The sequence below is a fragment of the Alteromonas sp. ABV4_515 genome, from assembly GCF_056160345.1.
On the sequence record NZ_JBSWWZ010000001.1, the window covers coordinates 138,568 to 159,955 of the forward strand.

Below are 21,388 nucleotides of genomic sequence, written 5' to 3' on the forward strand. Positions count from 1 at the left end.
CCCTCCCAATAAAAAAGAGCCCACCTTCACAGGTGAGCTCTATTCACTGTCGTTATTTAACGCGTATTGTCAAACTTAGTGACCTGAGGCTTCACCCGCACCTTTAGGGAAACGGATACTTTCAACCATATCCTGAATTTCCTGAGGCGCTTCACCTGTCATCTTGTACACAACGAATGCCACTACAAAGTTAACCATCATTCCCATGGTACCAATACCTTCAGGTGAGATACCGAACCACCAGTTATCAGGCGTATTCGCAGCAGGGTTCACAAACTTGAAGTAAATGATGTAGGCCGCGGTGAAAGCAATACCTGCAATCATACCGGAAATCGCACCTTTACCATTCATACGCTTGCTGAAGATACCCATGATAATTGCAGGGAAGAAACTCGATGCCGCCAGACCGAAGGCAAAGGCCACCACCTGCGCCACAAACCCGGGCGGATTAATACCGAAGTAGCCTGCAATCACGATGGCGACACCAGCCGCCAGTCGGGCATAGAACAGTTCTGCTTTATCGGTAATGTTCGGTGCAAAGTTACGTTTCAGCAAGTCGTGTGAAACCGAAGTTGAGATAACCAGCAGCAGACCCGCCGATGTTGACAATGCTGCAGCCACACCACCGGCAGCCACCAGTGCGATAACCCAGGCAGGCAGATTCGCAATTTCAGGGTTAGCCAGTACCATAATGTCGCGATCGACATCTACTTCGTTAGCGCTAGCAGGATCAGACGCTTTACCCGCGCTGTAGTACATCTTGCCATCGTTGTTCTTATCATTAATGGTGATAAGACCGGTTTTCTCCCAGTTGCGGATCCATTCTGGACGCTCAGAGATCTCCGTACCCGCCATATCTGGGCCGTTAATGGTTTCAATCATGTTTACACGACCGAACGAAGCCAAAGCAGGAGCTGTAGTGTACAGAATAGCGATGAACAGTAGCGCCCAACCTGCAGACTTACGAGCGTCGCGTACTTTAGGTACGGTGAAGAAACGTACGATTACGTGAGGCAGACCAGCTGTACCTACCATCAGTGCAAAGGTGATGAAGAATACGTCAATCGTGCTCTTACTGCCGTTGGTGTATTCCGTAAAGCCGAGATCCACCGAGAGTTGGTCGAGCTTGTCGAGCATATATATCCCCGACCCGTCAGCCAGCGTCGCACCGAATGCAGTTTGTGGCAGAATGTGACCAGTAACCATCATGGAAATGAACACACAAGGAACCAGATAAGCAAAAATCAGTACACAGTACTGGGCAACCTGGGTGTAAGTGATACCTTTCATACCACCAAGTACGGTGTAGAAGAATACAATCGCCATACCGATAACCACACCGGTGACAATGTCGACTTCGAGGAAGCGGCTAAATACCACACCAACACCACGCATCTGGCCTGCTACATAGGTGAAGCAAACGAAGATGGCACAGAATACCGCCACGGTACGGGCAGTCTGTGAATAGTAGCGGTCACCAATGAAATCCGGTACAGTGAACTTACCGAATTTACGCAGGTAAGGTGCCAGACAGAGCGCCAGCAGTACGTATCCACCGGTCCAGCCCATGAGGTAAACGGCACCGTCGTAACCCATAAAGGAAATCAGACCGGCCATAGAGATAAACGATGCGGCAGACATCCAGTCGGCGGCCGTTGCCATACCGTTCATAACGGGAGGTACGCCACCACCTGCAACGTAGAAATCGGTAGTCGAGCCAGCACGGGCCCAAATAGCAATTGCAATGTAGAGCGCGAAGGACGCACCTACGATGATAAAGGTCAGTAATTGAACATCCATGGGCCTACTCCTCGTCTACGCCGTATTTTTTGTCGAGCGCGTTCATCTTTGCCATGTACACAAAAATGAGAACCACGAACACGTAAATGGAACCCTGTTGCGCAAACCAGAAGCCCAGCTTAAATCCAAAGAATCGGATTTCGTTAAGTGCATCGACGAACAATATGCCTGCGCCGAAAGATACTACGAACCAAACTACCAACAATTTGGCTAGGAGGGAGAGGTTCTCCTTCCAATATGCCGCTTTGTCGTCATCATTTTTAAATGCCATCTTTCCGTCCTCACTGTCAGGTTAAGTGGATGTTTTATTTTTACATTTATCTAACGACCAGGTTTTTGTGTGATCTCAGTAACGTTTTTATTGTTTACTTTTTTTAGGAAACCACGCAAAAACCCTGTCGCACCTTGATTTTTACATACTCTAGTCGCGGCTAGGCAATCAAGGAATGAGACCATGGTCGTAGGTAGTAGGATTGGAAGGTGAGTATAATACATACAGATATGTTAAAGGGATGTATATAAACCAATGACGTTCGCCTGGGTTTCACTCGCATTAGTCTATTTATTTTTTCTGTTTTACATTGCCAGTTGGGGAGATAAAAACTCCCCCACCGCGAGATGGCTTACCTCTCATCCGGCAATCTATTCTCTGGCACTGGCAATTTATTGTACCGCCTGGACTTTTTTTGGTGCCGTGGGCTCTGCCAGCCGCGATACCTGGATTTACCTACCCATTCTTTTAGGGCCGGTATTGGTTTATGTGCTGGGATACAAATTTATTTATAAAATGACGTTGGTGAGCAAGAAGCAACACATCAATACCATTGCTGACTTCATCGCCTCGCGCTACGGCAAACGTCAGGGAGTGGCACTGCTGGTAACGCTCATTGCTCTATTAGCTACGGTGCCCTATATCGCGTTACAACTAAAAGCCATTGGTTCAACATTCCAGCTACTGACACAGCAACCTAACAGCCATTTCATTATTATTGTGGCTACCCTATTTATTGCTATCTTCGCGATTTACTTCGGCACCAAACAAACCGATGTTACGGAATACCGCCGGGGGCTAATGCTGGCCATTTCTTTCGAATCCAGCATTAAACTCACCGCGCTGGTACTGGTTGCCATTGTGGGTTATAGCGCTTGGCAAGCCACCGACAACCCTGAGCAATTTAATACATTTTTCAGCGACGAAGCGTTGTCTCAGTTTGGCTCCTATTCGTTTATATCCCAAACCATAATGGCCGCCGCAGCGGTAGTTTGCCTACCAAGACAATTTCACGTGGCCATCATAGATAACCTGAGCTTGGGGCATTTGAAAACAGCACGCTGGCTGTTTCCACTTTATCTGGGGATCACCGCCGCGGTCATTCCCGTCATCGCCATTGCTGGTAATGCCATATTTGCAGGCCAGAATGTAGAGCCAGATACTTATGTACTGAGCATGGCGATTTACTCGGAATCGGCGCTGTTGCAGATCATCGTATTTATTGGTGGATTATCCGCAGCTACCGCAATGATCATTGTTGCCACGCTAACACTCAGCACCATGCTGACCAACGACGTGATTCTGCCCCGCGTGCTGTTAACCAAACACAGTAATCCGGGCAATAAAGATTATGGCCGACGTATTCGACTTATTCGGCGTATCGTTATTGGCCTTATTCTGTTACTTGCGTTTCTCTACCACCAGCAGATGACCAACAGCCGCTCGCTCCACTCGATTGGTCTTATCGCCTTTTCACTGGTCATACAGCTTATTCCCGCCATTGTGGGTGGTCTTTACTGGAAGCGTGCCCACGCCCATGGCGTATATGCAGGCCTGATTGCGGGCTTGGTTACCTGGATGCTATGGCTGGTTCTGCCATTGGTAAACGACGGCGCTACTACCCTGGAACAAAACGAACAACTCAGTCAGGGCGCCCTCATAAGCCTGGCGATGAATTTTGTGGCCTACTACGGCTTTTCGTTATTTGCGCCAGCAAGACTCATTGACCGCATTCAGGCGGAGGCTTTTGTCTCTCCCACCGATGTCCGCAGTGTTTCTACCCGCAAACACAGCACCGACGTTATTGTGTCTGACCTCATTACCCTGCTGTCGACATTTATGGGTAGTGGTCGCTGCGAACAATTGCTAGAGGAATATCAGCACCTCAACGACTGTAAAATTAACCGCGATGAAACGCCGGATGAGTCATTCCTGGCCTTTGCCGAACGCGCTTTGGGCGGGGTAATTGGTGCCGCCAGTGCCAAAGCCCTGATTGATTCAATCCTCAAAGGTAAAAAGCTCGACTTTACAGAGATCATTAATTTCTTCGATGACACTACCCAGGCCATGCAGTTCAACATGACCGCCCTGCTCACTTCTCTGGAGAATATGGATCAGGGGATAAGCGTTATCGACAAACACCTTAACCTGGTGGCATGGAACAAGCGTTACACCATGCTGTACAACTACCCTGAAGAGTTGCTTGCTGTAGGTACACCGATAGAAAAGTTGGTGCGATACAACGCGGAGCGGGGAGAGTTTGGCCCCGGCGATGTGGAAGCAAAAATTGAAAAGCGTCTGGAGCACCTTCGTTCCGGCACGCCTCACCGATTCACCCGCCAGCGCGTGGATGGCCGGGTAATTGAAATGGTCGGGAATCCGCTACCAGGCGGTGGCTTCGTAACCAGCTTTAACGACATTACCGGCCATATTGAAATTCAGCAGGCACTGGAAGAATCCAACATAAACCTGGAAGCACGTATTAAAAAGCGGACGGAAGAAGTGCATTCCATCAATGCGGAATTAAGGCTGGAAATTGAACGGCGCTCCGAAGCGGAAAAAGAGCTTATTCGGGCGCGAAAGGCCGCGGAAGATGCCAACGCCAGTAAAACCCGCTTTCTTGCGCTTGCCAGTCACGATGTTCTACAGCCGTTGAATGCTGCCAAACTTTACGTGACCGCGCTAAACGAGGCCGATGTGTCAGACTCGGTAAAAGAAATCGTGACTAAGCTCAATCACTCAGTAACCTCCAGTGAAGCGCTGATTGGTACCTTGCTTGATATTGCGCGACTAGATCAGGGCGAACTTAAGCCGTCTACCGAAGCCATTCATCTGAGTGCCCTGCTTTCGCCGCTATTGGACGAAATGCGAATGAGCGCAAAAGAGAAAGGTTTAGAACTTCGTGCCCGGGTGCGGGATTGCTGGGTGCTGGGAGATAAAACCTTCGTTTATCGTATTGTGCAGAACTTACTTTCTAATGCCGTAAAATACACTGCCAAGGGGAAAGTGCTGTTTACCGTACGCCCACGGGGAGATCGGGTTTTAATTGAAATCAGAGATACGGGTATCGGTATTTCAGAAGAGCAGCTGGGCATGATTTTCAGCGATTTTTATCGTACCCATGACTCTACTGAGCACGGCGTAGGTTTAGGGCTTGGCGTGGTTCGTCGTCTTAGCCAGCAAATGCAAAGTAAAATCCAGGTTAGCTCCAAAGCCGGTAAAGGCAGTTGCTTCACACTGGTGATGGGCAAAGCCGCACCACGCCGACACAGCGACCCGACAAAGCTCTCCCGCGTTCAGTCTTTCCGAGGATTACGCGTGCTATGTGTTGATGACAAACAAGAGAACCTGGATGCTTTACAAACCCTACTTGAAAAATGGGGCGTTACCGTTGTTCTTGCTAATAATTGGGACGATGCCATTCGCCAGGCTGATATCTTCTCGCCACAAATTCTATTAATGGATTATCAGCTTGGTCCTGATCAGAATGGTTTAGATTTGATAGAGGCTATCAGGCAACATCTCGACATTGTGGTACCGGCTTCTCTGGTTACCGCAAATCACGAAGAAGACTTGATAGCTCAATGCCGTGAACAAGGCGTAAATTACCTGACCAAGCCGCTTAAGCCTGCCAAGCTCAGAGCCTTATTACAGAGCCTTTCCCGGAATATTAAAGACAGCAGGGTAAAGCCGCGGTAGGTGAGCTGCAAAAGCTCTGGCTGAAATCTAGGCTAAAGCCTAGGCTCAGTGGTTTTTTCGGCGCTTGCAGCAACGGGCTGAGAGCTTGCCGCGGTTACTTTACCCAGCGTGCCCCAACGTCCTTTGGGGTTCACCAATACCGGCCTGGTAAGGATTAGGTTATTGGGATACAGCACCGTTTCGCGATCTTGCGTCACTAAGCGGGTACTGAATAAATTGATGTCGGCAATAAAGCCCTCAATAAAATTGTCGCCATCGAGAATGCGCACATAGTTACCCCGACGGTAGGTAACGTTAGTCAGCAAAATAAAATAGGCAGTGATGTTACTGATCAACGACCAGTTTGCGAACAAGGCTACCCCTAGCAGCGTGAGGATAGATGTAGACAACACCAACAGGCCAGATATATCCACACCCCAGGCGATGAGAATGAGCGCTAAAGTCACCGTGGCGCTGAGAATGCGGGCAGTGAATAACCCCTTCAGTGCACTCGAAGATTTAAGCTTGCTCTTCTCGACATTTTTCTCAAGCCGTGGAATGGCGAAACGCGTCATCAACAGATAAAGAAGCAGCATTACCACAGTCCAAATTACATTGGTCTGGTAGGTAATAAACCAGGCAGAAATTTGTTCCAGCCACATCATGGTAAGTTCCTGAACAGCAGAAGATTTGTCATTTGTTGAAGGCATAGTTCCTGCTCGTGGAGGTCATGCATCGTTGATTACGGAGAAATTGATCCAGATAGTACAGAACGACAAATAAAAGTTATCGATGAATCAAAAAATTATATCACCTCTTTTTCGAGGTTCGTATTATATTATCAGATTAACATGTTGATCCGTCGGGCACGTTTCCGCAAGGGTCACACTCTTTACCACGACAGGTGAAATTTTTATTATGCGTATCGCAATACTCTCCCGTAATCCCAAACTTTATTCCACTCGCCGGTTACTTGAAGCGGGACTGGAAAAAGGCCATGAAGTCGACATTATCGACACCATGCACTGTTACATGGACATTACCAGTGCAAAACCTTCGGTACGCTATAAAGGTAAACGCCTGCCATTTTACGATGCCGTTATCCCGCGCATTGGCGCTTCTGTGAGTTTCTATGGCACTTCGGTAGTGCGCCAGTTCGAAATGATGGGCACTTACAGCATCAATGAATCGGTAGCAATCAGTCGTTCCCGTGACAAACTGCGTTCGTTGCAACTGTTATCGCGTAAAGGTATTGGCCTGCCTCGTACCGGTTTTGCTCACCACCCTGACAATATTGAAGACTTGATCAAGAACGTGGGTGGCGCACCAGTGGTAATTAAACTGCTCGAAGGCACGCAGGGCATTGGCGTGGTATTGGGTGAAACACAAAAAGCCGCTGAATCCATTATTGAAGCCTTCATGGGCTTGAATGCCAGTATTCTGGTACAGGAATATATTAAAGAAGCGGGCGGCTCAGATATTCGTTGTTTTGTAGTTGGAGACAAAGTGGTCGCAGCTATGAAACGGCAAGCGGCGCCGGGCGAGTTTCGTTCAAACCTGCATCGGGGTGGATCAGCAAGCCTGGTGCGTTTATCACCGGAAGAGCGTAAAACGGCGGTGTCAGCCGCCAGAACCATGGGCTTAAACTGCTGTGGTGTCGACATTCTTCGCTCTAACCACGGCCCGGTGGTGATGGAAGTGAACTCATCTCCAGGTCTCGAAGGTATTGAGTCTGCGACGAAAAAAGATGTTGCCGGCATGATTATCGACTTTATCGCTAAGTCAGCAAAACCACACAATACGCGCACCAGAGGCAAAGGTTAATGGCAGAAGATATTCTGGAAATTGGCGGCCAGAGCGTTCGTCCCGGGGAATCGAAAAAAATCGAGCTCGAGATGCCTCCGTTGTATACGGCCACCAATATGAGTATTCCGGTTTATGTGAAAAGAGGAAAGCGTCCAGGGCCGACAATGTTTGTCTCTGCCGCGATTCACGGCGATGAGCTTAACGGCATTGAAATCGTGGGACGGTTAATTCATTCAAAAGCCATTGAGCGTTTGAGAGGCACGTTAATCGCAGTGCCTATGGTGAATGTGTATGGCGTACTAAACCAATCGCGCTACTTGCCGGACAGACGGGATTTAAACCGTAGTTTTCCGGGAAGTAAGAAAGGCTCCCTGGCCGGACGCCTTGCTAATTTGTTTTTTAAAGAAATCGTGAGCAAGTGCGACATTGGCATCGACCTTCATACCGGCGCCATCCACCGCAGTAATCTACCGCAGATTCGTGCGAATCTGGACGACCCGGAAGTACTGGGTATGGCCAAGGCATTTGGTGTTCCTGTGCTATTAAATGCAGATTTGCGTGACGGCAGCCTGCGCCAATCAGCCAGCGAAGCCGGTGTGAAAATATTACTGTATGAAGCCGGCCAGGCGTTGCGTTATGACGAATTTTCAATTCGTGCGGGGGTTCGAGGCATTATCAACACCATGCGCCACGTAGGTATGCTGAATAAGAGTCGCAGCAAGGGCCACGACATCAAACGCTTTATTGCGCGGGAAAGCGGCTGGGTTCGTGCTCCGGAAAGCGGTTTAGTTAATCATATTTCGCAGTTAGGCGATCATGTGGCGAAGGGTGACAGACTCGCGACTATTTCAAACCCCTACGGCGAAATTTTAGAAACCATGTACAGCCCGACAGACGGCGTAATTGTCGGTAAGCAAAATATACCGCTGGCCCAGGAAGGCGAAGCAATTTATCACATCGGCTACTTCAAGCAGCCCGACACCGTTGCTGAGCACGTTGAGTTACTGCAGGATAACCTCGTAACCACCGACCAGCCTCAGCCGTAGCGAGAGGATATTTGATGGAACAGCAAAAACGACTTATTGGCGCGCTGGAGTATTGCGATTTACCGGAGCTCACCATAAATGATCTGACCATTCGTGTGGATACAGGCGCAACAACGTCGTCGCTTCATGTCGACAACATTGATGAATTCGAGCGTGACGGTGATCTGTGGGTGAGTTTTGATATTCACCCAGACATTCACAACGTGGAAAGCATCGTGCGCCGTGAAGCGAAGGTCGTGGCGCGAAAGAAGGTTAAAAGCTCTACTGCGACACTGGAACGTCGCTACGTTATCGACACCGAAGTGGTTATGTCGGGCGAGCGTTGGCGCATTCAGCTTACCCTGACAGATCGCCGGGAAATGACCTACCTGATGTTATTTGGCCGTGAAGCCATGAACGGCCGCTTTATTGTCGACCCTGAGCATGAGTTTATCCTCGCCGCCAAACGGCCAGCAGAATAAACTACTTGGGTGGTTCTAGTTCCAGCTGAGAGGCAATCAGTACCGCTTGTGTACGGTTATTAATTCCCAGCTTTTTGAAGATGGCCGTGACATGGGCTTTCACGGTCGCTTCAGCAATATCTAAATTGTAGCCGATTTGCTTGTTCAGCAAGCCATCCCGCATATAGCAAAGGACTTTGTATTGTGAGGGCGTGAGCGTCGCTATTCGGTCAGCCAATTCAGAAAATTCCTCATCGACTTCTTCCAACTCTTCGCTCACCGAATCTGGTAACCAGATATCACCATCAAGAATAGACTGTACCGCATTCGCAATATCACCGGAGCTAGCGGTTTTCGGAATAAACCCTAACGCCCCTACCCCGACTATCTTAGAAATTAATGTCGCATCTTCGGTACCGGAGACCACGGCAACAGGCAATTCAGGGAACAGTTTGCGGATATGAAGCAAGCCAAACATATCGTGGCTGCCAGGCATGTGGAGATCAAGGAGAAGCAGGTCGATATCCTCTTTTTCAAGAATATCGACCGTGGTGTTCAGATCGCCGGCCTCTCTGAGGATAAGGTCCGGCAGGGTTAACGATAACGCCCCCCGCAAAGCATCCCGGTATAGCGGATGGTCGTCAGCAATCAGCAGCGTTATCATTATTTTCCCTTATTTGTTTAAGCGCTCCTCGATGAGTGTATCAACAACCGACGGATCAGCCAACGTTGAGGTATCACCAAGTTGCTCGTGCTCGTTGGCAGCAATCTTACGCAGAATACGGCGCATGATTTTACCAGAGCGGGTTTTCGGCAGGCCGCGTGACCACTGAATCATATCCGGCGTGGCAATTGGGCTCAGTTCCTGACGTACCCAGGCACGCAGTTCTTTAGTTAGTTCATCATCAGGCTCGATGCCTTCATTCGGTGTAACATACACATAAATGCCCTGACCTTTGATATCGTGCGGGTAACCCACTACGGCAGCCTCAGCCACTTTAGGGTGAGCAACCAACGCGCTTTCAATTTCCGCAGTACCTAAACGGTGACCAGAAACGTTCAGTACGTCATCCACACGACCGGTAATCCAGTAGTAACCGTCTTCATCGCGACGGGCACCGTCACCGGTGAAGTAAACGCCTTTGTAAGCACTAAAGTAAGTCTGAATGAAACGCTCGTGATCGCCATAAACAGTTCGCGCTTGGCTAGGCCAGCTGTCCTTGATAACCAGGTTTCCTTCAGCTGCGCCTTCCAAATCGTTACCGTCGGCATCGAACAAGGCAGGCTGAATACCGAAGAATGGACGGGACGCAGAGCCCGGCTTCAGCGCAGTCGCACCCGGCAGAGGCGTGATCATCATGCCGCCGGTTTCAGTTTGCCACCAGGTATCCATGATAGGACAACGGCTCTCACCAATTACACGGTAGTACCATTCCCACGCTTCAGGGTTGATTGGCTCACCCACTGAACCAAGCAGGCGCAGTGATGACAAATCACATCCTTCCACCGGTGCTTCACCGTGTGCCATCAACGCACGAATTGCGGTTGGAGCGGTGTAGAGGCTGTTTACTTTGTACTTTTCAACAACCTGGGCAATACGACGCACGTCAGGGTAAGTCGGTACACCTTCAAAGAATACCTGTGATGCACCGTTAATGAGTGGCCCGTAAACCATGTAGCTGTGACCAGTAATCCACCCCACGTCGGCGGTACACCAATAGATATCGTCTTCACGGTAATCGAATGCATACTTGAATGTCATCGATGAATACAACAGGAAACCACCGGTGGTGTGTACCACGCCTTTTGGTGTACCTGTAGAACCAGAGGTGTAAAGAATGAACAGTGGATCTTCTGCGTTCATGACTTCGGGTTCGCACTGTGCAGAACAATCTTCTACCAGTTGATCCCACCACACATCCACATCGCTGTTAAATTTAACATCACCACCAGTCAGTTTGTGTACCACAACATTGGTGATGGATGGGCATGCACCGTTTGCCAGCGCTTTGTCTACATTAACTTTCAACGGCACAGAACGACCAGCACGACGGCCTTCGTCACAGGTAATGACAACCTTGGCTTTACTGTCGTTAATACGGTCGGCAATAGCGTTTGGCGAGAAACCGCCGAAGATAACAGAGTGAATAGCACCAATACGGGCACAAGCCAGCATGGCATAGGCAGCTTGTGGCACCATTGGCATATAAACCGCAACACGATCGCCTTTGCCAACACCCAGTTTTTTCAGGCCGTTAGCAAGTTTACATACTTCATAGTGCAGTTGTTGATAAGTAATTTCTTCGTTGTCTTCTGGCGAATCACCTTCCCAGAAAAGGGCAACTTTCTTGGCATTTTCAGCCAGGTGACGATCGATACAGTTGTAACTGGCGTTGATCTCGCCATCTTCAAACCATTTGATAGAGACGTCGTCTGCACCAAAGTGCGTATTCTTAGTTTTTGTTGGATTCGTGTACCAATCTAATGTCGAAGCGTACTCGCCCCAGAAGCCTTCAGGGTCTTCTACCGACTGTTTGTACATCTTCTCGTACTGTTCCTGAGTCAGATGTGTTTGTTCTAGAATATTTTCCGGTACAGGATACGTCTTGCTGGCAGTCATGGATTTATGCCTCCGATGTCATGTTAATCCAGTAATAATTGTCTGTTAAACAGAGTAGCTATTCCCTGATAAAGCAAAATGAGACTTTGGTCTTAGCGATTTTGCTCTTTTAAGACAAAAACATAGTACCTTAGTCTCATGATCTAACTGGTTAGTTCAGATTGCCTGCGCATTGCTCCGGCTGACCGGGGAATAAAGCGGCACACCCTGCATTTTTTTCCGCTATGCCACCGATTCATGTTGGCTATAGGGACGAACAGGGTGAACCTTGTCTCACCAATACAGGTTAGAACTTGAAGACCACACCGGCGCGAATAACGGCCGTAGTAAAGCTCTCGTAGTCTGAACCATACTCGGTATCGAAGTGTGTTAACTGCGCAAAAGTAGTCAGCCCTTCTGTGGCCTGATAACCATAGTTAATATAAGCCGTGCTGTTTTCATTCAGGCTGGTTGCAGACAAACGATCGCGATCGCCCGAGTCTACAGAAGCACTACCGTAACCCACTTTAATATTGTGACCTGCTGCTGGTGTCCAGCTCGCGTATAGCATGTAACCACTTTCCGAGAAGCTTTCACTTACCATACCACTACTGATAGTTACCGCAGGCGCCACACCCAAAGCGTTTTGGTTATTCAGAGCTTCCCCGGTGTAGTATTCACCGTTCAAACTTACTGTTCCAAAGTTCAGGGTTGTATACACTTTAAAGAGGTTTGCGTCTTGGTTTCCGCCGCCAACATAGCTGGGTTCATCTTCAAATTGCAGCTCAGCAACGTGGGCTGCAAAACCAAATACATGGCCAGATACTTTGTAGTTAGCATCGATTGCAAATCCAGGCATACCGCCCAGTTCATTGTTGTTTACACCGCTGCTGCTCAGGTTACGGCCTTTACCCGTAACGGCGCCGGTGAGTGTCAGGTTATCAACCTTATAGGTCGCACCGGCTTCCATCGCCAGGAAGCCTGTATTACCGGCGCGGAAACCATTACCCACCCAGTTATAGCTGCCGCTGGATTTTATACCTGCCGCGGTAGACCATTTTTGGCCAGCAAACAGTGTCAGGTTATCGCTGTAGTCGTAATAAAGGGTCGCTAAGCGCAGTCGTGGCTCCTGAGCCTGCAGCGCGGTTTGGTTGGTAAAGCCGTCTTCACCGTCGATGAAATCAAGTTCCAGCACACCACGGATTTTATTGTGCTTCATATTCAGGGAGAAACGGGACTGGGCTGCCTGGAAAGACGTCGATTGGGATTCTAGGTAGTTCGTCTCCTGATCGGTAGCAGGCGCTCCATTAAAAATATCAGTTCTCAAAGCGTGGGTAGGTGCAACATGGCTATAAGTGCTGCCGTAACTTCCGACACCTTCAGTGGACGCAACGACTTCTGTTTTAATCATACCTTTAAAACTAAAATCAAAGGCACTTGCCTGAGTACTTGCCAATGCCAGTGCGCAACAAGCTGCAATACGTGTATACATGTGTTCTCTCCCGATTAATTTTACAAAAATCAGATTTATTTTACGTGTGTGAATGGATCTCTCAGAGGGACACCAGTCAAATGACGTTCTCAACCAGCCCCTAACCAAAATTTAACATCAATGAAACAAATTCATTGTGTGACAAAATGTGGGGAATTACTCCATAAAATATGGATGCTGCGACCAAAGTCTTACGATTCAGGGACTAGAGCGTGGTGAGTCATGGCTCTCTGCACTATGTATATAGCAGAGTTCGGCGAAAATGCGCGAATTGGTCGCGATCCATTGCCATTTAAAGCAAAAAGTTCAATAACGTGTTAGGAAGTACCAAAAAGAGGCGCAATTTGACGCTGACCGGGACAGTCAGCGCCATGCAAAAAGTTATCGCGAAAGGAAAATAACAGAGAGCGGAACGACGAAAAATAGTCCGGCAATATAGGCTGCACCGTATAATTTTTGTTCAGCGGCCAGGTTCGCCAGTCCTGATGACAGCTTTAAAGGTACGTCACGCAGTATGGGCAGGCCAAATATCAGCACTACCGCAAACACGTTAAACAGTAAGTGCACGAGAGCTATTTGCATTGCCAAACCGGCGGTCGACCCGGTAACGGCAAGCGCAGCAATCACAGCGGTAATACACGTACCGATATTAGCGCCGAGGGTAAAAGGGTAGATATCTTTGGCTTTGAGAATGCCGTTGCCAACCAATGGCACCATTAATGATGTGGTCGTTGAAGAAGATTGCACTAGCACGGTTACCACAGCACCAGAGGCGATACCAGAAACCGGACCTTTGCCAATACTGGTATGCAAAATATCTTTGGCTTTCCCTACCATCAGCGTTTTCATTACTTTACCCATAAACGTGATGGAGGCAACAATTAGCATCACCCCAAGGATTATTTTAATAACCCCTGCATACTCAGCGGAAAGAAAGCTTAATGCGTCTGAAACCATATTCACCACCGGTGCAGTGATAGCTTTTATCGGATTAATCCCTTCTACCGCTACCACTGAATCCATATGGAATATACCCACCAGGTAACTGCTCGACTTTTCCAGTAAACCGGTAAATATCTCCAATGGTAAAAACACCATTACCGCCATAACGTTAAAGAAGTCGTGTACCGTGGCCGCGTGAAAGGCACGTCTGAAATCATTTTTATTAGCCACATGACCCAAACTCACAATCGTGTTGGTAATGCTGGTGCCGATATTTGCGCCCATGATCATGGGGATCGCCACTGTGATAGGTAATCCACCCGCAACCATGGCAACGATGATTGATGTCACTGTACTCGACGACTGCAACAGCGCCGTACTGACCATACCAATGATAAGCCCCATTACCGGGTTGGAGGCAAACTCGAACAGTCCGCTTGCATGATGAGCAGTAGCCAGTTTGAAGCCGCTGCCGATCATCGATACAGCCAGCAACATGAGATAAATAAGAGAAAGGAGTAAAAACCAGTTCTTTGAAGACTGACGGGGCGTACCTGCCGCAACGCGTACGTCCACTTCTGTGTGGGAAATCGCCATAATACATACACTCACTGAATTTATAGCAGTGAGTGTATGGCGAATTTATGACAGTGAAATGACTAACCCATCATTTAGAATGGTTGTGGGTAGGTGCGGTAAACCTCGTCAATCTGACGTAAAATGGCAACGTCCAACGTGATATCAAACGCTTTTATATTTTCTTCGAGCTGGTTGGTGGTGGTTGCACCGATAATGGTAGAGGTTACCCCTGGCACTTGCTGACACCAGGCTAAGGCAAGTTGCGAAGGTGTGATACCCGCACGACCTGCAATTTCAACATAACGCTTCGTTGCGTCATGAGCTGATTGCTTGTCGCGAAACAGTCCCTGACGTTGTACAAACGTCCAGCGAGAACCTTTTGGTCTGTCGCCATCCATGTACTTGCCTGCCAGCATACCGGTCGCTAATGGCGACCACGGTAAATAAGCAATACCTTCCAGGTGACACATTTCAATTAAATACGGCCAATCTTTCCCGTGCAACAAACTGAATTCGTTTTGAATCGATACCGGTTTGGGAATATTCATCTCGTCACACAAACGCAGAAACGTGTGGATTCCCCAAGGCGTATCGTCAGACAAGCCCCAATGACGGATTTTACCCGCGTCGATAGCCGCTTTAAGACCAGTAAGAATATTGCGCATCCCTTCTACTTCTTGCTCGCGGTTCGTTTTCGTGGGGTTAACCATGCCAGGCCAGTGCTTGGCGAAATGAGGAGAAGTGCGATTTGGCCAGTGTAGTTGATATACATCGATGTAACTGGTCTGTAAGCGCTGAAGCGAACCTTCAATGGCCGCAGCAATATTCTCAGCATTAATAATATCGCCGTCACGAATCCAGCGAATACCACTACCTGCGATCTTGGTCATAATAATGAGTTCATCACGCTGGTTTTGGTTGCGACTTAACCAATCACCTAGCTGACGCTCTGTATCGCCGGAAGTCGGCTCGTTCGGCGGAATCGGATACATTTCAGCGGTATCGAGAAAGTTAACGCCTGACGACAACGCAACGGCCATCTGAGCATCGGTATCTTGCTGTGTATTTTGAATGCCCCAGGTCATGGTGCCTAAACATACTTCTGACACTTGCAAGCCACTATTACCTAGTGATGTATATTTCATATCCTGTTAAAACCTTTTCTATCGTACCTGCTAGTTGGCAGGCGTGTTATGTTCTTCGAGTTTTGCTTCAGCTTTAGCCAGTTTCTTTTCAATATCGCGGCGCGACTCAACCATCTCATTGGCAAGCTCCGCCAGAGACTTAAACTCAGCAAATCCCAGCTGACGGGTGTCTATTTTCTGATATTGCCGCTTACAACGGTAAAAGAACATGACGAAATTAGCAAAGGCACGATGAAATGTGGCAAAACTTTTCACCAACAACAAGATAAGCGCCAGCGACGTAGCAGCGGCAATAGACAGGCTATAAACCCGCACCTGCTGTTGTTGTGCTTCGATTAGCGGTTGCAGTGCCACTTCAATACTATTCAGTTTGTCTTCCACATCGTGGGCCTGGCGACGGAATTCACCGCGAAGACCTTCGTTGTGACTCAACCCCATAGAGAATATGGCTTCAGAAAGTTGATTAAAGTTACTCGCGTAATTATCAATTAAAACCCCCGCCGCCTTATTATTGCTAATAGCCGCAGACTGACGAAGTTGCTCTAAGGCTTGAGCCACTGTCTGACGGTAAAAGCCTTCGTGGGTCAGTAAATAATTACGGGTAGCCAGTTGAAGAATTACCTTTTGCTGATAAGCCGGTTTTCCGTAATCAAAAAACGCATCCCGCTCCATACTGGTTTCAATTTCAGTGAGCTTGCCTTGCAGGCCACTTTGCCGGGTGAGCCCAATCTGGCTTTGCAAGGTGACCACTTTCTGAAACAGGCGCTGGTAGTCGTCCATGCTTTGGGCAAGAACGCCTGTTTGCTCAACAGGAAGCGCGTAATCTTCTAGCAGAGGTGACAACCTCACCAAATCTTGTGCGAAGCGCTCAGAGCGCGCGGTAAACCGGTGGTAATAGTCCATTTGATGGCGCAAAAGGAAGTCTTTCTCGTGGCGCCTGAGCTGCAACAATTCCTGCTCGAGATGCAGCAGTAAGTTATGTTGCTCGTGAAGCTTGAACAAGTGCTTAGTGAATACGTGCTGATTCAGCACTAACAGTGTCATACCAACAACACAGATCAAGGTCATTAGCATCAGACGGGATTTTATAGAGTCAAAGCGCATGGCAAACACCACTTTATTTATCAACAGCTCAAAGTAACGCAGCTTTGTTAAGAGAATGTTTCAACTTCAACCGTCATAGCGTCCTTATTGCTCTAGTGACATGGTGATCTGGGTGTAACCCCCTATAGCGGCGCAAAAACCAAACAGCGACACTGGAAGCATAACAACGACAAGGCCATCTGTAACGGCCAGTAAACAACATGTGGTGGAGCGACGAAGATGAAAAAATTTACCCTCTCAGCCTTAGCGGCGGCGATGATAACACTTCCTGCACAAGATGCACTTGCTGATGCTTATATTGGCGAACAATTACAGGAAACCCTGCTGACCTTAGCAGACAACCAGCCCGTCATGGCGGTGGTTACCTACGAGCAATTAGATCCTTTGGCTGAAACCCAACTTCAGCAGCTCCTTGACCTCGGGATTACTGAGGGCGTTCAGTTCAACACCCTGCCAATCATTGGTGTGCTGGCAACAAAAGCGCAAATTTCTGAGATCGCGGCCATGGACGGTGTGCGGTCTGTTTTTGCCAACCGCCCGGTCAAGTTCTACAACGAAGAATCCCGACAAATCACTGGGGTCGACCAACTGCAAAGTGAAGATTTCATTAGCCGAAATGGTATGGCTTACACAGGGAAAGGTGTAACCATCATGGTGAATGATTCGGGTATTGATGCCACCCACCAGGATTTATTCTTTGGCGACAAGGTTGTCGAAAATGTTCAGGCCGTTACACACGCATCTGCATTATCTCTCACTGGCGTGACCAACGGCTTTACCTTAACTGGACAGCCGAATACCGATCTCAATTCCGGTCACGGCACACATTGTGCTGGAACCATTGCCGGTACAGGCATGATGTCTGATGGTAAACACCAAGGCGCAGCGCCTGATGCTGATCTTATTGGCTATGGCTCCGGCGGCGCCGTATTAATACTCGACTCACTGGGTGGTTTTGATTTTGCTATCAGCAATCTCTACAGCTATGACAGCCCCATAAAAGTGATCAGTAATTCCTGGGGTTCCAGTGGTAAATACGATCCACTTGGCCCGGTTTCTATGGCCACGTATAAAGCACACAAATTAGGGATCATGAGTGTGTTTGCAGCGGGTAACTCTGGCCCAGGTGAAGACTCACACAATCCTTATGCACAAATTCCCTGGGGCATCTCTGTTGGTGCTGGTGATAAAACAGGAAAACTTGCCGATTTCTCATCCCGGGGTTTAGCGTCTGAATCAGGTACGTTTACGATGCCAGACGGCACAGAGTGGACCTACAACAATGACGTCACCATTGTTGCACCCGGCGTAGATATCATTTCTACCCGGGCATCCACTAACCTGGTCGCCAACGGCGGGGACGCTGATCTTGCAGCCATTGAGCCTGAATACATTCCTTTCTACACCATGATTTCCGGTACCTCAATGGCTACGCCCCATGTAGCCGGTATCATTGCGTTGATGCTGGAAGCGAACCCTGAACTGGATAACCTGACCATCAAAAAGTTACTCCAAGAATCTGCCACCAACATGCCTGGCTATGAGCGCTGGGAAGTGGGTGCGGGTTATGTTAATGCTAAAGCTGCCGTTGCCGCCTCGCTGAATTACGACATGAACTATGACGTCACAGTGAATAATCTCGAAGACAAAACCTTCAATACCAATGCATTAACAACCCCTTCTGATGATGTGACCACACTGGATGTATTTTATTCCCCTGTGGGCGAACCAGAAATTCAATATTTCGAAGTGGCCGAAGACGTGGCGCTGGTTAAGGCTGCAAGTAGTACCCTTGCCAACCTGACCAAACTGGTACTGGTTGCTCCTGACGGTACAGAATATTTTGGCAACCTGACAACACCGGTACTGACTGAGAGCATGCGCGTGTCTGCGCCAGGCATGGCGGGAACGTGGGGCGTTTATGTATATGGCCTAACATCACTATCTGGCGTAACGGCCGATCCACTTGGGTTAACAAATGGCCCGGGCCTGCCTGAAAACTTTTCTGTTGATGTCACTTACGAGATATCAGGTGGTTTCCAGGGTCTCGATGACGTTGAAGGCCACCCGTACGCCGGTGCTATTGAGTTCGCTATCAGTGAACGTCTGGTTGACGGTTTGAATCACCGCAAATTCTTCCCGGAAACGCGGTTGAAGCGCAGCGGATTTGCTAAATACGCGACCATGGGCGGCGCGGTAAGACAATATAGAGATTTGTTAAACGAACCATTGCCAGCAGCTTCTGGGGTGCCTGCTGCGCACCGTCCATTTATGGAAGCGGTATTAAGTCCTGGTGCGGCACTCAAAGACATGACAGGTTCACAGGCGCCGCTGTTGCTCTCGCCTTCAGGCACTGCTGATAGCAACGGTTTATATACCAAACTCGATGCGGCTTACTCATTTGTACAAATGTTAGGGCTCGAAAATTCAGCTACAACATTTGATCCTATCAATGATATAGTCGTTGAATATAGAGGAGAGCAAATAGTTTTGGCCGATCAGGACAGCATCCCTGATGAATTAAAAGGGTATGTACAGTTAGCCATCGACTTGTCACTGGTTAACGTTGAGTTTGGTATTGAACAGGGAGCGTTTGATTTATCGCCTACTTTCACTGCCACATTCTCACCTGAAGAAGCGGTAACACGCGCACATTATGCCGTGTTGGCTTCACGCTTTTACACTCAATACTATCAATGAGTTAGTTTCCGGTGCAGCCCGTTTTAGTGCTGCACCGGACGTGATTAAGTAAACCGTTTTTAATGAGGTGATAATATGCAAACAAACATTGTGCGATCGCTCACCGCCGTAGCGGCGATGTGTTTTACCTTGGTATCGGCGGCAAAAGCCGACGTCGTATTGCCCCAAACGCTAAATTATTCTGATAACGCCGTCACCGCCTCTATCCAGGTAACTGACACAATTGCCGTCGACCTTTCCATCGAGTTTGAAAAAGTCGTAGGACTGAATCCTGAAACATTCACTATTAGCGCTGAAATGCTCTCCCCCAATGCGTTATCTATTACTGAGCGTCTGAATTCGCTGCTCGTCTCGCCCACAACTGCGTTTCCCGTTGTGGTGTCTATTACCCCCGATCCTGACAGCGGCTTTGCGTTTGAAGGCGTGGCAACAGTAGAGCTATATACCAAAGCTATTCATTACACCCCTGATTTACCGCTGCGTCTATTTACCTCTCACGCTGATGGTACATTCACTGACATGACCACGCTGGTTTCTGCCGGCAGTATTCGGGCCAGAGGCAACACGGGTAAATTCTCTGATTTTATGATCATGCTAGATACCCGCACACCTGCCAATATTGTAAGTGACAAGGTATCAGATATTGAGAGTTTCCTATCTCTGCATGGCAACCTTATCCAGCCAGTTACACTTGCAGCCATTGAACATAGCATGACTTTATTGTCTTTCGCCGTGTCTGATCAGGATTTTGATAGTGCACTGGAAGAAGTAGACAGTCTGGTAAGCCTTATCAGTGCGGCTCCTGCTGGTGCAATGCCTGATGTATGGCAAGCGTCTGATACGCTGGTAAATGTTGAAGGTGAACTGAAGTCAAAATTCTCCAGTTTACGGTATGCCCTGCGGGTAATGTAATCTGACCGGAGCAGATAATTATGCCTTTGCAGGTTGCCCTTGCTGAACAAAATGGGATTGTCACCCAAAGAACACTGATGCCGGGACGACATTATGTTCTCGGCCGCAGTGAACTAGCTGATATTGTTATCCCTCATCCTCAGGTGTCACGTCAGCATGCCATTCTGATTGCCCAAAATGACGACCGCTGGAGCCTCCAGGATACCAGTACCACGGGTTGTTTTATCCATGGAAAATCCGTTTCGTCGTTGATGCTGGATTCCTCTGTTGTTTTACACTTTGGTCCGGTAGCGTGTGAGCTAACAACCACCAGTGTTGATTCTGAAATGCAGGCTGCTTCGCTTGATATCTGGCAGCAATCCAGACTCAAAGCACTGAAGTCTGCGCTCTCTGATTGCGCGGACACCCAGTCACTCATCGACATGGCGCAAAACTGTTTCGCTCAAACGCTTCGTTGTGAACGAACTGCGGTACTCCTTTGCGATAACGATGCGAATATTTCGCAGGCTACGGGCTACCAACCCTGGATGGATGAAAGCCGATTTACCGGCAGTCGAACCGTAATAAGGAATGCCATATCCCAGAAGCAACCGCTTGCACTGGGTAATATCATGCAGCTTGACGATTACAATACGCAGCAAAGCGTTATCGCGAATCGAATTCAGGCAGCCGTTTGCATCCCCCTTTTTGACGAGTCCAATGTCATTGGCGTGCTATATGGTGACAACATTTCCGGTAGGCAGTATTTCACCGAAAACGAAGTTGCCTTCGCGCGACAGATTGCTGATTTATTATCTTTGCGATTGTTATTCCACTCTATCGAACATAAACTGAACCTGATACGTCAATCCTGACAGGTGCCCCACTGGGCAAT

The 21,388-nt window shown here is 48.5% G+C and carries 16 protein-coding genes; 7 read left to right on the forward strand and 9 right to left on the reverse strand.

Translation table 11 applies throughout. The features are described from left to right. Window positions 1-75: 75 nt before the first annotated feature. Both ACXAGX_RS00570 and ACXAGX_RS00575 read right to left on the reverse strand, forming a co-directional pair. Window positions 76-1,800: a sodium:solute symporter family protein gene (locus tag ACXAGX_RS00570; RefSeq protein ID WP_474821789.1), complete on the reverse strand. Its 1,725-nt coding sequence runs from the start codon at window positions 1,798-1,800 to the stop codon at window positions 76-78. A 4-nt stretch (window positions 1,801-1,804) separates the two neighbouring features. Then, window positions 1,805-2,071, reverse strand: a complete 267-nt coding sequence (locus ACXAGX_RS00575; RefSeq protein ID WP_070125486.1) for a DUF4212 domain-containing protein — start codon at window positions 2,069-2,071, stop codon at window positions 1,805-1,807. A 255-nt stretch (window positions 2,072-2,326) separates the two neighbouring features. On the opposite strand from ACXAGX_RS00575, the gene ACXAGX_RS00580 reads away from it, so the two are divergent. Continuing rightward, entirely contained in the window at window positions 2,327-5,770 is a 3,444-nt protein-coding gene (locus tag ACXAGX_RS00580) for a PAS domain-containing hybrid sensor histidine kinase/response regulator (RefSeq protein WP_474821793.1), read from the forward strand. Between the two features lie 32 nt (window positions 5,771-5,802). Here ACXAGX_RS00580 and ACXAGX_RS00585 read toward each other — a convergent pair whose 3' ends face one another. Continuing rightward, window positions 5,803-6,414, reverse strand: a complete 612-nt coding sequence (locus ACXAGX_RS00585; protein ID WP_474822436.1) for a mechanosensitive ion channel domain-containing protein — start codon at window positions 6,412-6,414, stop codon at window positions 5,803-5,805. A gap of 253 nt (window positions 6,415-6,667) precedes the next feature. Here ACXAGX_RS00585 and rimK point away from each other — a divergent pair, with 253 nt between their 5' ends. Genes rimK through ACXAGX_RS00600 form a run of 3 tightly spaced genes read left to right on the forward strand, consistent with a single transcriptional unit; the run spans window position 6,668 to window position 9,062 of the window. Beyond that, complete coding sequence (gene rimK / locus ACXAGX_RS00590) at window positions 6,668-7,573, forward strand: 30S ribosomal protein S6--L-glutamate ligase (RefSeq protein WP_474821797.1); 906 nt, start codon at window positions 6,668-6,670, stop codon at window positions 7,571-7,573. Continuing rightward, entirely contained in the window at window positions 7,573-8,601 is a 1,029-nt protein-coding gene (locus tag ACXAGX_RS00595; protein WP_070125489.1) for a succinylglutamate desuccinylase/aspartoacylase family protein, read from the forward strand. The genes rimK and ACXAGX_RS00595 overlap by 1 nt, the downstream gene beginning before the upstream one ends. Window positions 8,602-8,615: 14 nt before the next feature. Further along, window positions 8,616-9,062 carry an ATP-dependent zinc protease family protein gene (locus ACXAGX_RS00600; protein ID WP_474835972.1) on the forward strand — a complete coding sequence of 149 codons (447 nt, stop codon included), beginning with the start codon at window positions 8,616-8,618 and terminating at the stop codon, window positions 9,060-9,062. A gap of 1 nt (window position 9,063) precedes the next feature. Here the strand turns inward: ACXAGX_RS00600 and ACXAGX_RS00605 are convergent, their stop codons facing one another. From ACXAGX_RS00605 to ACXAGX_RS00630, 6 genes are all read right to left on the reverse strand, one after another. Then, the gene (locus ACXAGX_RS00605; protein ID WP_474821806.1) at window positions 9,064-9,705 is read right to left on the reverse strand and encodes a LuxR C-terminal-related transcriptional regulator; all 642 of its coding nucleotides are present in this window, start codon (window positions 9,703-9,705) and stop codon (window positions 9,064-9,066) included. Window positions 9,706-9,714: 9 nt separating this feature from the next. Beyond that, window positions 9,715-11,661, reverse strand: a complete 1,947-nt coding sequence (acs, locus tag ACXAGX_RS00610; RefSeq protein ID WP_070125492.1) for an acetate--CoA ligase — start codon at window positions 11,659-11,661, stop codon at window positions 9,715-9,717. Window positions 11,662-11,947: 286 nt separating this feature from the next. Continuing rightward, window positions 11,948-13,132 (reverse strand): hypothetical protein, encoded by a 1,185-nt coding sequence (locus tag ACXAGX_RS00615; protein WP_474835974.1) that lies wholly within the window; start codon window positions 13,130-13,132, stop codon window positions 11,948-11,950. A gap of 381 nt (window positions 13,133-13,513) precedes the next feature. Continuing rightward, complete coding sequence (locus tag ACXAGX_RS00620; protein ID WP_474821816.1) at window positions 13,514-14,671, reverse strand: Na/Pi symporter; 1,158 nt, start codon at window positions 14,669-14,671, stop codon at window positions 13,514-13,516. Between the two features lie 74 nt (window positions 14,672-14,745). Further along, window positions 14,746-15,798, reverse strand: coding sequence for an aldo/keto reductase (locus tag ACXAGX_RS00625; protein WP_474821818.1), 1,053 nt, complete (start codon window positions 15,796-15,798; stop codon window positions 14,746-14,748). Between the two features lie 30 nt (window positions 15,799-15,828). After that, complete coding sequence (locus ACXAGX_RS00630) at window positions 15,829-16,902, reverse strand: chemotaxis protein (RefSeq protein WP_474821820.1); 1,074 nt, start codon at window positions 16,900-16,902, stop codon at window positions 15,829-15,831. A gap of 219 nt (window positions 16,903-17,121) precedes the next feature. Here ACXAGX_RS00630 and ACXAGX_RS00635 point away from each other — a divergent pair, with 219 nt between their 5' ends. The 3 genes from ACXAGX_RS00635 (at window position 17,122) to ACXAGX_RS00645 (ending at window position 21,368) form a co-directional block, all read left to right on the forward strand. Beyond that, on the forward strand, window positions 17,122-19,602 hold the full coding sequence (locus ACXAGX_RS00635; RefSeq protein WP_474835976.1) for a S8 family peptidase: 2,481 nt from the start codon (window positions 17,122-17,124) through the stop codon (window positions 19,600-19,602). Between the two features lie 75 nt (window positions 19,603-19,677). After that, a complete protein-coding gene (locus tag ACXAGX_RS00640) occupies window positions 19,678-20,514 on the forward strand; it encodes a DUF6689 family protein (protein WP_474821826.1) in 837 nt (278 codons plus the stop codon). Between the two features lie 20 nt (window positions 20,515-20,534). Then, the gene (locus tag ACXAGX_RS00645) at window positions 20,535-21,368 is read left to right on the forward strand and encodes an FHA domain-containing protein (RefSeq protein WP_474821830.1); all 834 of its coding nucleotides are present in this window, start codon (window positions 20,535-20,537) and stop codon (window positions 21,366-21,368) included. Window positions 21,369-21,388: the final 20 nt, after the last annotated feature.

Coding starts and splice junctions, on each gene's coding strand:
- ACXAGX_RS00585 (WP_474822436.1), bottom strand. CDS start 6,414: ATGATGTGGCTGGAACAAATTTCTGCCTGGTTTATTACCTACCAGACC.
- ACXAGX_RS00600 (WP_474835972.1), top strand. CDS start 8,616: ATGGAACAGCAAAAACGACTTATTGGCGCGCTGGAGTATTGCGATTTA.
- acs (WP_070125492.1), bottom strand. CDS start 11,661: ATGACTGCCAGCAAGACGTATCCTGTACCGGAAAATATTCTAGAACAA.
- ACXAGX_RS00615 (WP_474835974.1), bottom strand. CDS start 13,132: ATGTATACACGTATTGCAGCTTGTTGCGCACTGGCATTGGCAAGTACT.
- ACXAGX_RS00625 (WP_474821818.1), bottom strand. CDS start 15,798: ATGAAATATACATCACTAGGTAATAGTGGCTTGCAAGTGTCAGAAGTA.
- ACXAGX_RS00595 (WP_070125489.1), top strand. CDS start 7,573: ATGGCAGAAGATATTCTGGAAATTGGCGGCCAGAGCGTTCGTCCCGGG.
- ACXAGX_RS00580 (WP_474821793.1), top strand. CDS start 2,327: ATGACGTTCGCCTGGGTTTCACTCGCATTAGTCTATTTATTTTTTCTG.
- ACXAGX_RS00630 (WP_474821820.1), bottom strand. CDS start 16,902: ATGCGCTTTGACTCTATAAAATCCCGTCTGATGCTAATGACCTTGATC.
- ACXAGX_RS00575 (WP_070125486.1), bottom strand. CDS start 2,071: ATGGCATTTAAAAATGATGACGACAAAGCGGCATATTGGAAGGAGAAC.
- ACXAGX_RS00645 (WP_474821830.1), top strand. CDS start 20,535: ATGCCTTTGCAGGTTGCCCTTGCTGAACAAAATGGGATTGTCACCCAA.
- rimK (WP_474821797.1), top strand. CDS start 6,668: ATGCGTATCGCAATACTCTCCCGTAATCCCAAACTTTATTCCACTCGC.
- ACXAGX_RS00620 (WP_474821816.1), bottom strand. CDS start 14,671: ATGGCGATTTCCCACACAGAAGTGGACGTACGCGTTGCGGCAGGTACG.
- ACXAGX_RS00635 (WP_474835976.1), top strand. CDS start 17,122: ATGAAAAAATTTACCCTCTCAGCCTTAGCGGCGGCGATGATAACACTT.
- ACXAGX_RS00570 (WP_474821789.1), bottom strand. CDS start 1,800: ATGGATGTTCAATTACTGACCTTTATCATCGTAGGTGCGTCCTTCGCG.
- ACXAGX_RS00605 (WP_474821806.1), bottom strand. CDS start 9,705: ATGATAACGCTGCTGATTGCTGACGACCATCCGCTATACCGGGATGCT.
- ACXAGX_RS00640 (WP_474821826.1), top strand. CDS start 19,678: ATGCAAACAAACATTGTGCGATCGCTCACCGCCGTAGCGGCGATGTGT.